Below are 13597 nucleotides of genomic sequence, written 5' to 3'. Positions count from 1 at the left end.
CACAGACTAGATGTCCCTCAGTCGTGTGTCGGTCACCGCGGTGCGCAATCTGCACCCGGTGACGATCTCCCCCTCCCCGCGTATCAATATCCTGTACGGCGCCAACGGCAGCGGCAAGACCAGCATGCTCGAAGCCGTGCATCTGCTCGGCTTGGCGCGGTCGTTTCGCAGCACCCGCCTGTTACCGGTCATTCAGCACGAACAAGCCGCCTGCACCGTGTTCGGTGTAGTGGATGAAGCCGAAGCCGGGCCGCGGAACCTGGGTGTATCGCGCGAGCGTAACGGTGAATTCACTATCCGTATCGACGGTCAGAATGCGCGTAGCGCAGCACAATTGGCCGAGATCATGCCGCTGCAACTTATCAATCCAGACAGTTTTCGACTGCTCGAAGGTGCCCCCAAAATCCGCCGGCAGTTCCTCGACTGGGGAGTGTTCCACGTGGAACCCCGCTTTATGGGTACCTGGCAGCGGCTGCAGAAGGCACTGAAGCAACGGAACTCATGGCTGCGGCATGGTACACTTGACGCCGCTTCACAAGCGGCATGGGACAGGGAACTGTGCCAGGCCAGCGATGAGATCGATGGATATCGCCGAGCCTACATCAAGGCTTTGAAGCCAGTGTTCGAGCAGACCTTGAGTGAACTCGTCTCGCTCGAGGGGCTGACATTAAGCTATTACCGCGGCTGGGATAAAGACCGCGAACTTGTTGAGGTGCTGTCGACCTCCCTGTTTCGCGACCAGCAAATGGGACATACCCAAGCGGGACCGCAACGCGCCGATTTGCGATTGAGGCTGGGCGGCCATAATGCTGCCGAGATTTTATCCAGAGGCCAGCAGAAGTTGGTGGTGTGTGCATTGCGAATAGCACAGGGGCATCTGGTGAGCCAGGCCCGTCGCGGGCAATGCATCTATCTGGTGGACGACTTGCCGTCGGAGCTCGATGAGCAGCACCGTCGCTCCTTATGCCGCTTGTTGGAAGACTTACGCTGCCAGGTGTTCATCACCTGTGTAGACCACGAATTATTGAGGGAAGGCTGGCAGACGGAAACGCCAGTTGCCTTGTTCCACGTGGAACAAGGCCGTATCACCCAGACCCACGATCATCGGGAGTGAAGGCATGAGCGAAAACCAAACGTACGACTCCTCCAGCATTAAAGTGCTGAAAGGGCTTGATGCCGTACGCAAACGTCCCGGTATGTACATTGGCGACACCGATGATGGTAGCGGTCTGCACCACATGGTGTTCGAGGTCGTCGACAACTCGATCGACGAAGCCTTGGCCGGCCACTGTGACGACATCACCATCACCATCCACCCAGATGAATCCATCTCGGTGCGCGACAACGGTCGCGGTATTCCAGTCGACGTGCATAAAGAGGAAGGCGTGTCTGCCGCCGAGGTCATCATGACCGTACTCCACGCTGGCGGTAAATTCGACGATAACTCCTACAAGGTTTCCGGCGGCTTGCACGGCGTGGGTGTTTCGGTTGTTAACGCCCTGTCCGAGTCCCTGCTGCTGACGGTTCGCCGCAGCGGCCATATCTGGGAACAGCTGTACGTCCACGGTGTGCCACAAGAGCCGATGAAAATCGTCGGTGATAGCGACACCACCGGTACTCAGATTCACTTCAAGCCATCGGCTGAGACGTTCAAGAATATCCAGTTCAGCTGGGACATCCTGGCCAAGCGCATTCGTGAACTGTCGTTCCTCAACTCTGGCGTCGGCATCCTGTTGAAGGATGAGCGCTCGGGCCGCGAAGAACTGTTCAAGTACGAAGGCGGTCTGCGCGCGTTCGTTGAATACCTGAACACCAACAAGACTCCGGTCAACCAGGTGTTCCACTTCAACATGCAGCGTGAAGACGGCATCGGTGTCGAGATCGCTCTGCAGTGGAACGACAGCTTCAACGAGAACCTGCTGTGCTTCACCAACAATATTCCGCAGCGTGACGGTGGTACGCATTTGGTGGGCTTCCGCTCTGCCCTGACGCGTAACCTCAACACCTACATCGAGCAGGAAGGGCTGGCCAAGAAGCACAAGGTCGCGACCACCGGCGATGATGCCCGTGAAGGTTTGACTGCGATCATTTCGGTCAAGGTCCCGGATCCCAAGTTTAGCTCGCAGACCAAGGACAAGTTGGTTTCGTCCGAAGTCAAAACTGCGGTCGAACAGGAAATGGGTAAGCACTTCTCGGACTTCCTGCTCGAGAACCCGAATGAAGCCAAGGCCGTGGTCGGCAAGATGATCGACGCCGCCCGTGCCCGTGAAGCCGCGCGCAAGGCCCGTGAGATGACGCGCCGCAAAGGCGCGCTGGACATCGCCGGCTTGCCAGGCAAACTGGCTGACTGCCAAGAGAAAGACCCTGCCCTCTCCGAACTGTACCTGGTGGAAGGGGACTCCGCAGGCGGGTCGGCCAAGCAGGGCCGAAACCGCAAGACCCAGGCGATCCTGCCGTTGAAGGGCAAGATCCTCAACGTCGAGAAGGCCCGCTTCGACAAGATGATTTCCTCTCAGGAAGTCGGCACCTTGATCACCGCGCTGGGCTGCGGTATCGGTCGCGACGAGTACAACATCGACAAGCTGCGTTATCACAACATCATCATCATGACCGATGCTGACGTCGACGGATCGCACATCCGTACCTTGTTGCTGACCTTCTTCTTCCGCCAACTGCCAGAGCTGGTCGAGCGTGGTTACATCTACATCGCTCAACCGCCGCTGTACAAGGTCAAGAAGGGCAAGCAGGAGCAGTACATCAAGGACGACGACGCCATGGAAGAATACATGACGCAGTCGGCCCTCGAAGACGCCAGCCTGCACCTTAACGAATCGGCACCGGGCATCTCCGGCGAGGCGCTGGAGCGTCTGGTGAATGATTTCCGCATGGTGATGAAGACCCTCAAGCGTCTGTCGCGCCTGTACCCACAAGAGCTCACCGAGCACTTCGTGTACCTGCCGGCTGTGTCCCTTGAAGACCTGTCCAGCCACGAAGGCATGCAAGCCTGGCTGGCCAAGTTCGACGAGCGCCTGCGCAACACCGAGAAGTCCGGCCTGGTCTACAAGGCCAGCCTGCGTGAAGACCGTGAACGTAACGTCTGGCTGCCGGAAGTGGAAATCACCTCCCACGGCCTGGCCAACTACGTCACCTTCAACCGCGACTTCTTCGGCAGCAATGACTACAAAACGGTCACTGCTTTGGGTGCGCAGCTGAGCACGCTGCTGGACGAAGGCGCGTATATCCAACGTGGCGAGCGCAAGAAAGCCGTGGTGGAGTTCAAGGAAGCCTTGGAATGGCTGATGGCCGAAAGCACCAAGCGTCATACCATCCAGCGCTATAAAGGTCTCGGTGAAATGAACCCGGACCAGCTGTGGGAAACCACCATGGACCCTGCCGTACGCCGCATGCTGCGCGTGACCATTGAAGATGCGATCGGTGCCGATCAGATCTTCAATACCTTGATGGGTGACGCGGTCGAGCCACGTCGTGACTTTATCGAGAGCAATGCGTTGGCAGTGTCGAACCTGGATTTTTAAGGTTTGTTCACTGAAACGATGGCTGCCATCACACTATAGTGATCGCAGCATTGAAAGGCCGACCCTAGGGTCGGCCTTTTTTATGAGTAGTGTTTGCATAAGGTTCGGCTGATAGGGCCCCGGCATGGCAGCCGCGCGCTGAATGGGCGAACAAATTTTTACACGGACGGAGTTAGCTGATGAAACCTTTATACGCGATGGTATTTTCTTGTGTCGTCGCATGTGCCGCATCAGGCACGGCCAGTGCAACCGTACAATCGGTGCCAAAAGAATCATCGGACACGACCCACAGTAACGGTCAGCTTCAACCCCCAATTTCGTATGCCACGCTGTGGGCCGATGATAAAGGCGCTACCCATATAGGCCATTGTCGGCTGGAAGGGCTGGAGTTCAAAAGCTATGCACCGCCAGCAGCGCCGCAATGGATAGGAGTGTCGCCCGATGACATCGAAAGTATCGCCTACGCCGTGCTGCCTCCAGGCTATGTCGGCAGTTGGCACCGTGCGCCCGGGCCGCAATGGGTGATTACCCTGCAGGGCAAATGGTCGGTGGAAACTACCGACGGTACCGTACTGGTACAGGGGCCCGGTGAGATGCAGTTCAATGCCGACACCGGGTCTCGGCCACGCCCTGATGACCAACGTGTAGGCCACCTGTCCCGTACGGTAGGTGACGTGCCCAATGTGCAACTGATCATCAAGTTGAAACCGGGTGTGGCTGATCAACGGACTGGCGGCAAGTGTGCTTACTGATTCCCCAAGGTGATCGAATCGTTGGTTATGGCGCCTAGAGCGATAACCGACCCTCGTCTTCAACCGCCGGGTTTTTATTGCCCGGCGTGCTCCCCTAGCAACGAAGGCTCCGCAGCCGCCAACTTCGCCACCAGAAAATCCCGAAACACCGCCACCGCCGAGGGTAGCGTCCGCCCCGCCATACTCTGCAACTCCACCCGCCGCTTCTGCATTTCCCCATCCGCAATCGCGATCGCCTGCACGTCCCGGTGCACCACGCGGTTATGCAGGGTGAGCTCCCCTGCCAGGCTGATCCCGCCGCCATCCATCACAAACTGATACATCGCCCCAAAATAGTTGCTCGTCAACGCCGGCTCGAAGTACAGCCCCTGCACGCTGCAGCAGATGTCGAACAACTGCCGAAGCGTGGTGTTCGGCATCGGCAAGGCAATGGGGTATGGCTGTAGCTCGGCCAAGGTGACCTGTGCCCTGCCCGCCAGCGGATGATTGTTGGCGACGATGGCTTTGATGATGCCGAGAAACGCATGCTCGACCTTGATCTCCCGCTCGGGCGACAAGCTGAACGTCAGCGCCAGATCGACCTCCCCGGTGCGCACTTTCTCAGTGGCCACGGTCGGCGGGAACACCTCCAAGGTGAAATGGATACCCTGGTACTCGCGGCGAAATTCCGCAATGGCGCCTGGCAGGAACTCCATGGCAAAACCCTCGGAGCAGCCAATCTTCACCACCCCACGTTGCAGCCCTTGCAGGTCGCGGATCTCGGCAATCACTTCGCGTGCTTCCAGCTCGGCCTTGCGCGCATAGGCGGCCAGGCGCGCGCCGGCGTCGCTGAGCAGCATCCCCCGGGCGCGGCGTTCGAACAGCACGCAGTTCATGTCGCGCTCCAGCTTGGCGATCTGCCGGCTCACGGCCGATGCGGCGACGTTCAGATGTTCGGAGGCTTCACTGATCGATCCGCAGCGGGCGACTTCAAGGAAATGCCGCAAGGCGATGGATTGCACACCGTAAAGCTGCATGTCACCTCCAGGAGGGTTTGCCTTTAAGGCAACGAAGACTTCGAAAGAAGATGCTTGTGGCATTGATACGCTATGCATAGGATCAAGTCGAGCCCTGCTGTGGCTCGCCCATGAAGCGTTTTCCATAAGAAAAACAGCTGCGCCCTCTACCCTATTGCGGTCCCTGCCCTTTGACACACTCACTCGCCACGGAGACGACGGCATGGGCATCAAAGGTTTCGCCTGCAGTGCAGCACTGCTGGCCTTGTTCTGCACCACCCCGGTATTCGCCAACAAAGCCAACGACACGTTGGTGTACGCGTCAGACAGCGAACCTGAAAACATCAGCCCTTATCACAACGACTTGCGCGAAGGCGTGGTATTGGCGCGTTTGGCCTGGGACAACTTGATCTATCGCGACCCGGACACCGGCGAGTACAAACCCATGCTTGCCCAGAGCTGGAAACAGGTCGACGACACCACTCTCGATTTCACCCTGCGTCAGGACGTGAAGTTTCACGATGGCACGCCGATGACCGCCGACGACGTGGTGTTCACCCTCAACTGGGTGGTGTCGCCGGACTCCAAGGTGGTCACGGTGCAAAACGTCGACTGGATCGCCAGCGCCGAGAAGCTGGGTGACTACCAGGTGCGCTTGCATATGAAGAAGCCCTTCCCGCCTGCGCTGGAGTACTTGTCCAACGCCGTACCAATTTTCCCCAAGGCCTATTTCGAGAAAGTCGGGCTGGCGGGCTTCGCCAAACAGCCAATCGGCACCGGCCCTTACAAGGTTGTGTCGGTGACCCCAGGGGTCGGCGTGACCATGGTGCGTAACGACGATTACTTCAAAGAAAGCCCCCAGGGCCCGGCACACATCAAAAACCTGCAGTTTCGCGTGATCCCTGATGCCGAAACCCGCACGGCAGAACTGATGACCGGTGGCGTCGACTGGATCTGGCGAGTGGCGCCGGATCAGGCCGAGCAGCTCAAGACGATACCCAATCTGTCGGTAATCAGTGGCGCCACCATGCGCATTGGCTTCCTGATCCTCGACGCGCGTGGCACCTCCAGCGACAACTCACCGATGAAGAACCTCAAGGTCCGCCAGGCCATTAACTACGCCATCAACCGCGAGGCCCTGGCATCGCAACTGGTCGGTGGCGAAAGCAAGCCGTTGCAGGTCGCCTGCTACCCCGCGCAGTTTGGTTGTGACACCAGCGTGGCCACGCAATACAACTACGACCCGGCCAAGGCCAAGGAGCTGCTCAAGGAAGCAGGTTATCCACAGGGCTTCGAAACCGAGATCTACGCCTATCGGGATCGCGACTACGCCGAAGCCATCATCGGCAACCTGCGCGCTGTGGGTATCAACGCCAAGCTTCGTTACCTCAAATACGCCGCCCTGCGCGACCAGCAGCGCGGCGGCCATGTGCCGATGTCGTTTCAGGCCTGGGGCTCGTTCTCGATCCTCGACACTTCGGCCTCGGCCGGCACCTGGTTCAAGGGCAACCCGGATGACAACATCAAAGACCCAGACGTGCAAAAGTGGCTGCAGACGGCCGACAACGCCCTCGACCCACAAGTGCGCAAGGAGAACTACAGCAAGGCGCTCAAGCGCATCAGCGAACAGGCCTACTGGGCGCCGCTGTTCAACTACTCGCTGAACTACGCCTTCAATCAGGACCTGCAGTTCAAGCCGTATCCGGACGAGCTGCCACGCTTCGTCCTTTCTCGCTGGAAATGACCCTCGTGGCCAGCCGGGTCCCGTACCCGCTGGCCTTCACGTGATCAGGATATCGGCCATGTTGGGATTTCTCTTGCGGCGTCTGGGCATTGCCCTGTGCGTTGCCATAACCGTCTCGATCATCAGCTTTTCGTTGCTGCATCTGTCTGGCGACCTGGCCACGGCCATCGGCGGGCCTGAGGCCAGCAGCGAACAGATCGAGCAGATTCGAGTGCAATACGGCTTGAACAAGCCGCTGGCCGCCCAGTACTTCAGCTGGCTTGGCGACCTGGCGCATCTGGACCTGGGCAACTCGTTCTTCTTTCAGGAGTCGGTGTACAACCTGATCGCCGCGCGGCTGCCGATCACCCTTGGGCTTGGCGCCATGGCGCTGGCGGTCGCCTTGCTGGTGGCCATCCCTTTAGGTGTGCTGGCGGCCGTCAAGCGTGATACCTGGATCGATCGCCTGGCGTTGAGCATCGCGGTGCTGGGGCAAGCCATGCCGAGCTTCTGGTTCGCGCTGATGCTGATCGTGCTGTTCGCCGTCACCCTGCATTGGCTGCCGGTGTCCGGCAATTCTACTTGGCAGCACTTCGTCATGCCCGCCATCGCTCTGGGCTATTACGCCACGCCGGCGATCATGCGCCTGACCCGCGCCGGCATGCTTGATGTGCTAGCCGCAGACTACATCCGCACCGCTCGGGCCAAGGGCTTGCGGCCTGGACGGGTGTTGTTCAAGCACGCCCTGCGCAATGCGCTGATCCCGGTGGTCGCGCTGGCGGCAGTAGAGTTCGGCTTCATGCTCGGCGGCTCGGTAGTGATCGAAACGGTGTTCTCGCTGCAAGGCGTCGGCCAGTTGGCCTGGGATGCCATTGCCCGCGACGACTTCCCGGTGGTGCAAGCCGTAGTGCTGTTGATTGCGCTGATCTACATCGTCCTCACGCTGCTGGCCGATCTGCTGAACGCAGTCCTCGACCCGCGCATTCGCGTGCGCTAGGAGGTCTTATGACCACTGTGACTACCCTGGCTCTCAACGAGCCGACCCTGCCCGTCACCGGCCTGCGCCGCACCTTGCGTAAATGCCTGCGCCACAAAGGCTTCACCCTGGGTGCGGTATTGCTGTTGGTGATCGTGCTGGCCGCGTTGTTTGCGCCGTTGCTGGCCCCCCACGATCCCTACGCCCAGGATGTGGTGCAGCGGATGAAACCGCCGGTCTGGATGGCCAAAGGCACCTGGGACAACATCCTCGGAACCGACAAACTTGGCCGCGATTACCTGTCCCGGCTGCTGTTCGGTGCGCGGATTTCGCTATTCATCGGCTTTGCCGCCGCCATCATCTCCGGCGTCATCGGCACGGTGATGGGCCTGGTGGCTGGCTACTTTGGCGGCAAGACCGACGCCGTCATCAGCTACCTGATCACCACCCGCCTGGCGATGCCGGTAGTCATGGTCGCGCTGGCCTCGGCATCGCTGCTTGGGGGCTCGCTCAAGGTGGTGATCATCCTGCTCGGTTGCCTGCTGTGGGATCGCTTCGCCGTGGTCGTGCGGGCAGCGGTACAGCAAATTCGCGATGCGGAATACGTGGCCTCGGCGCAGGCGTTGGGTTGCTCGACCTTGCGCATTCTCGCCAGCGAAATCCTGCCCAATGTGCTCGGCGCATTGATCGTGGTGGCCACGCTGGAGATGGCCCACGCGATTCTGCTGGAATCGGCGTTGTCCTTCCTGGGTGTGGGCGTGCAACCGCCTATCCCCTCCTGGGGGCTGATGATCGCTGAAGGCAAACCGTACATGTTCTTCTCCCCTTGGGTAATCGCCATTCCCGGTGTCGCATTGATGGTGCTGGTACTGGCGATCAACCTGCTCGGTGACGGCATCCGTGACCTCATCCTGCCTGACGGCCGTAACTAGGAGGCTCGCGCCATGGCACTTCTGCACGTAGAAAACCTGCGCGTCGACATCCCGCTGGAACACGGCATGCTGCACGCCGTCCGGGGGCTGGACCTGCACCTGGAGCGCGGCGAGATGCTGTGCATCGTCGGTGAATCCGGCTGTGGCAAATCCCTCACCTCGCTGGCCCTGATGGACTTGCTGCCCGGCAAGGCGCTGCGCACCGCCACGAGTTTGACCCTTGACGGCATGGACCTGCTGGCGCACAGCGAACGGGCCATGTGCGATGTGCGCGGCAATCGCATGGCGATGATCTTCCAGGAGCCGATGACCTCGCTCAACCCCGCCTACAGCATTGGCGATCAACTGGCCGAGGTGCTGCTCCGGCACCGCAAGGTGTCCTACAAAGAGGCGTTGGTGCGTGCCGGGCAGATGCTCGAAAAGGTCGGTATCAGCAATCCTGTGGAGCGCCTGCGGCAGTTCCCGCACCAGCTGTCCGGTGGGTTGCGCCAACGGGTGGTGATTGCCATGGCGCTGATGTGCGAGCCGGACCTGATCATCGCCGATGAACCGACCACCGCACTGGACGTAACCGTGCAGGCGCAGATTCTGCGACTGCTGCGCGACATCCAGAAAGAGACCGGCACGGCTGTGATTTTCATCACCCACGACCTCGGGCTGGTAGCGCGCATCGCCGACCGGGTGGCGGTGATGTACGCCGGCGAGGTGGTCGAATCTGCCAGCGCCGCGCAATTGTTCGGCAATCCGCAGCATCCCTATACCCGCGGGCTGCTGCAAAGCATTCCAATCCCGGGCCGGACCCGACCGGGTCAGCCGTTGGGCTCGATTCCGGGGCTGGTGCCCAGCCTGGTGGGCGAGCAACAAGGTTGTGCATTTCGCAACCGCTGCAGCCTGGCCGAACAAGCCTGCCTGGAGGCCGCGCCGAAACACGCCAGCGGAGGGCACAGTGTGCGCTGCCATTTCGCCGCGCCACCGCACGCTCACCCCGATGAACAACGGCTGCAACGCAATGGAGGTGTGCAATGAGCCGCGATATCGCCTTGGAGCTGTGTGACATTCGCCGCGAGTTCACCATTGGCCGCGGGCTGTTCAAAGCGCCCGCCACCCTCAAAGCGGTGGACGGCGTGTCCTTGCGCTTGATGCGCGGCGAAACCCTGGGCTTGGTGGGCGAGTCTGGTTGCGGTAAGAGCACCCTGGCGAAAATGCTGCTTGGCCTGTTGCCGCCGACCAGCGGCGACGTGCTGGTCGGTGGCAAACACCTGACCGCCGCTGATCGACGGCAGATGGCTCGGCACATCCAACCGATCTTCCAGGACCCTTACTCTTCGTTGAACCCGCGCAAGACGCTGCGCCAGATCGTCACCCTGCCGTTGATCGTGCACGACATCGACAGCCCCGACGTACGCCGCAAAAAAGTCGAAACCATGTTCGACGTCGTCGGCCTGCCCAAGCGAGTGATCGACAGCTACCCCGCGCAATTGTCCGGCGGCCAACGCCAGCGCGTCGCCATCGCTCGCGCCTTGATCATGCGCCCGGATGTACTGATCTGCGACGAGCCCACCTCGGCGCTGGACGTCTCGGTCCAGGCGCAGATCCTCAACCTGCTGCTCGAGCTGAAAAAGGAATTCGGCCTGACCTACCTGCTGATCAGCCATAACCTGGCGGTCATCGAACACTTGGCCGACCGGGTGGCGGTCATGTATCTGGGGCGCATCGTCGAAGAGCGCGAGCGCGAAGCGGTATTCAGCCGTCCCGCCCACCCCTATACCCGCGCGTTGCTCGACTCGGTACTGACCCCGGATCCTTCCCTGGGCATTCCCGATATCGGCCTGCGCGGCAACTTCCCCAACCCGATCAATCCACCCACCGGCTGCTCCTTCCACCCGCGCTGCCCGAAAGCCTTGCCGATGTGCAGCACCGTGCCTGTGGATAAAAGCGCCGTCGACGGCGGTTCGGTCGCCTGCCATCTGAACGCCCAGCCCTCCCATCCTTTGGAGTTGATAGCCTCATGAGTCGTGCCCTGGCCATTGATTACGCGAGTGAACACTTTGATAACGGCGACTTTCTCGCCCTGCTGCAGCGCAGCGTCGCCCATCCCACCGAGAGTCAGGAGCCCGAGCAACTGCCCGAGCTGTACCGCTACCTCGAAAGCTTTATCACCCCGCACTTGCGGGCATTGGGTTTTGAAACGACGATCCATGACAATCCGGTCGAAGGTCGCGGGCCGTTCCTGATCGCCTCACGCATCGAGGACCCGGCGCTGCCGACCCTGCTCAGCTATGGTCATGGTGACGTGGTGCGTGGCTACGCAGCACAGTGGCGCGAAGGCTTGTCGCCGTGGGAAGTGGTGGTCGATGGCGACCGCTGGTACGGCCGTGGCACCGCCGATAACAAGGGCCAGCACCTGATCAACATCACCGCGCTGGAGCAGGTGATCAAGGCGCGTGGCGGCAAGCTTGGTTTCAACACCAAACTGCTGCTGGAGATGGGCGAAGAAGACGGCTCGCCGGGCCTTGGCAAATTCTGCGCGGCGCATCAGGACGAGCTGGCAGCCGATATTTTTATCGCCTCTGATGGCCCGCGCTTGGCGGCAGCGCGCCCGACCTTGTTCCTTGGCTCGCGCGGCGTGTTCAATTTCGAGCTGACCGTCGACCTGCGCGAAGGCGCCCATCACTCTGGCAACTGGGGCGGTCTGTTGGCCAACCCCGGTATCGTGCTGGCCAATGCCATTGCCTCGCTTGTCGACAAGCAAGGACGCGTGCAGGTGCCGGGGCTCAAGCCGCAAAAACTCCCGGATAACGTCCGGGCCGCGTTGGTCGATACTGAAGTGGGCTCAGGCCCGGGCGACCCCGAGATCGATCATCAATGGGGCGAGCCTGGGCTCAGCGCCAGCGAAAAGGTCTTCGGCTGGAATACGCTCGATGTGCTGGCGTTCAAGACCGGCAACCCGCAAGCGCCAGTGCATGCGATTCCGGGCAGCGCCTGGGCGCTGTGCCATATCCGTTTCACGGTCGACAGCGATTACCGCACCTTTATCGACGCCATTCGCACCCATCTGGATGCCCATGGCTTTGACACGGTCAAGGTCGCCCAGACACGCATGGACGTGATGCACGCCACCCGCCTCGACCCGGCCAGCCCCTGGGTCGGCTGGGCGCTGGACTCGCTCAAGCGCACCACCGACAAATCCCCGGCCTTGTTGCCCAATCTTGGCGGCTCGCTGCCCAACGATGTGTTTTCCGAAATCCTCGGCCTGCCCACCGTATGGATTCCGCATTCCTACCCGGCGTGCTCGCAACATGCCCCCAATGAACACCTGCTGGCGCCCGTGGTGCGCGAAAGCTTGCAAATCATGGCCGGGATTTTCTGGGACCTGGGCGATGAAGGCTCGCGCCTGGTCAAGGAGGCAAACTGATGAACGATGCCATTGCCTGGTTGGCCGAGCAGCAGCAACCCATGCAGGACCTGTTGCGCAGCCTCGTTGATACCGACTCCAACAGCTACGACAAGGCCGGTGTCGATGCCGTCGGCGCGCATTTGATCAAGGCGCTTGAGCAAGGCGGGATCGAGGTGCAGCGCACGGCCGTCGAAGGCTTCGGCGATTTGCTGCTGGCTGAGTTACCCGGCGGTTCGCAGCCGCCGGTGCTGCTCCTGGGGCACCGGGACACGGTGTTCCCTAAGGGCACCGCGCCGGCACGCGGCTATACCACCAACGGCACCTTGGCATTCGGCCCGGGTGTGGCGGACATGAAAGGCGGCCTGGTGCTCAACTGCTTTGCGCTACTGGCCTTGCAGCGCCTGGCGCCGCTGCCCTTCCCCGTCAGGGTGCTGTTTACCGGTGACGAGGAAATCGGTTCTGGTACTGCGCGTGATCATATCGAGCAGGTCGCCCGAGGCGTACAGGCGGTACTCAACACCGAACCCGGTCGCGTCAGCGGTAACGTGGTGAGTGCGCGTAAAGGTGGTGTGCGCCTGTTGATCGAAGTCACTGGGCGCGCGGCGCATTCGGGCGTCAACCACGCCGACGGTGCCAGCGCGATCGAGGCCCTGGCGCGCAAGGTCGTCAAGCTGCACGCGCTGACTGACTACGGGCGCGGGATCACCACCAACGTCGGTTTGATGAGCGGCGGGACCTCCAGCAATACCGTGGCGCCCGCAGCGACGGCGGAGCTGGATATCCGCTTTGTCGAAGTGGCGCAGTGGGCGGCGATCAAGGCGGCGATCGTTGCCATTGTCGAAGAGCAGGAAGTGCCGGGGACTCAGGCGGTGTTGAGCGAATGCGCGGTGTTCATGCCGATGGAGGGACGTCACAGTCTCGATCTGCTGGATATTTATCGCGGGCAGGCGCTCGAGCTGGGGTTCAGCGTAGAGGGCGAGTTTACCGGTGGGTGTGCGGATTCCGGATTTACGGCCAGCCTGGGGATTCCTACCCTGTGTGGCCTGGGGCCGGTAGGTGGCAAGGTCCACACGGACCGCGAGTATCTGGAGCTGGATACGCTGGTGCCGCGGGCGCAGGCGTTGGTGGGTACGATCCTGCAATTGGCCAAGCGCGGGCACAGCTGATTTTTGTACCGTTTTCGCTGGGCTCTTCGCAGGCAAGGCTTGCTCCCAGGGATGTACACCTGTGGAAGCAAGCTTGGCTGCGAAGAGGCAGCCGCTTCAACGCGAATCCAGCTGCCTGAT

At 61.0% G+C, this 13597-nt stretch carries 11 protein-coding genes; 10 read left to right on the top strand and 1 reads right to left on the bottom strand.

Translation table 11 applies throughout. The features are described 5' to 3' along the window. Positions 1-10 precede the first annotated feature (10 nt). The 3 genes from recF to REH34_RS15230 all read left to right on the top strand — a co-directional run bounded on the left by recF (position 11) and on the right by REH34_RS15230 (position 4288). Positions 11-1114: a DNA replication/repair protein RecF gene (recF, locus tag REH34_RS15240; protein WP_311968323.1), complete on the top strand. Its 1104-nt coding sequence runs from the start codon at positions 11-13 to the stop codon at positions 1112-1114. A 4-nt stretch (positions 1115-1118) separates the two neighbouring features. Next, positions 1119-3536, top strand: a complete 2418-nt coding sequence (gyrB, locus tag REH34_RS15235; RefSeq protein WP_226503817.1) for a DNA topoisomerase (ATP-hydrolyzing) subunit B — start codon at positions 1119-1121, stop codon at positions 3534-3536. A 179-nt stretch (positions 3537-3715) separates the two neighbouring features. Further along, on the top strand, positions 3716-4288 hold the full coding sequence (locus REH34_RS15230) for a hypothetical protein (protein ID WP_311968322.1): 573 nt from the start codon (positions 3716-3718) through the stop codon (positions 4286-4288). A 74-nt stretch (positions 4289-4362) separates the two neighbouring features. Here the strand turns inward: REH34_RS15230 and REH34_RS15225 are convergent, their stop codons facing one another. After that, on the bottom strand, positions 4363-5304 hold the full coding sequence (locus tag REH34_RS15225) for a LysR substrate-binding domain-containing protein (protein WP_311968321.1): 942 nt from the start codon (positions 5302-5304) through the stop codon (positions 4363-4365). 202 nt (positions 5305-5506) lie between these two features. Here REH34_RS15225 and REH34_RS15220 point away from each other — a divergent pair, with 202 nt between their 5' ends. From REH34_RS15220 to REH34_RS15190, 7 genes are read left to right on the top strand one after another with little or no spacing between them, the layout of a single operon-like run. Then, a complete protein-coding gene (locus REH34_RS15220) occupies positions 5507-7027 on the top strand; it encodes an ABC transporter substrate-binding protein (RefSeq protein ID WP_311968320.1) in 1521 nt (506 codons plus the stop codon). Between the two features lie 58 nt (positions 7028-7085). Continuing rightward, positions 7086-8003 (top strand): ABC transporter permease, encoded by a 918-nt coding sequence (locus REH34_RS15215; protein WP_226503813.1) that lies wholly within the window; start codon positions 7086-7088, stop codon positions 8001-8003. Between the two features lie 8 nt (positions 8004-8011). Then, a complete protein-coding gene (locus tag REH34_RS15210) occupies positions 8012-8914 on the top strand; it encodes an ABC transporter permease (protein ID WP_311968319.1) in 903 nt (300 codons plus the stop codon). 12 nt (positions 8915-8926) lie between these two features. Beyond that, positions 8927-9940, top strand: a complete 1014-nt coding sequence (locus tag REH34_RS15205; protein ID WP_311968318.1) for an ABC transporter ATP-binding protein — start codon at positions 8927-8929, stop codon at positions 9938-9940. After that, the gene (locus REH34_RS15200) at positions 9937-10926 is read left to right on the top strand and encodes an oligopeptide/dipeptide ABC transporter ATP-binding protein (RefSeq protein ID WP_311968317.1); all 990 of its coding nucleotides are present in this window, start codon (positions 9937-9939) and stop codon (positions 10924-10926) included. Before REH34_RS15205 ends, REH34_RS15200 begins: the two co-directional genes overlap by 4 nt. Beyond that, positions 10923-12329, top strand: a complete 1407-nt coding sequence (locus REH34_RS15195) for a M20 family metallopeptidase (protein ID WP_311968316.1) — start codon at positions 10923-10925, stop codon at positions 12327-12329. Before REH34_RS15200 ends, REH34_RS15195 begins: the two co-directional genes overlap by 4 nt. After that, positions 12329-13477, top strand: a complete 1149-nt coding sequence (locus REH34_RS15190) for a M20 family metallopeptidase (RefSeq protein WP_311968315.1) — start codon at positions 12329-12331, stop codon at positions 13475-13477. The genes REH34_RS15195 and REH34_RS15190 overlap by 1 nt, the downstream gene beginning before the upstream one ends. Positions 13478-13597 lie beyond the last annotated feature (120 nt).

Source organism: Pseudomonas baltica (assembly GCF_031880315.1).
In the GTDB taxonomy this organism is placed as follows: domain Bacteria; phylum Pseudomonadota; class Gammaproteobacteria; order Pseudomonadales; family Pseudomonadaceae; genus Aquipseudomonas.
The sequence above is the reverse complement of the archived record's forward strand: the minus strand, read 5'-3'. Positions and strand labels throughout refer to the sequence as shown.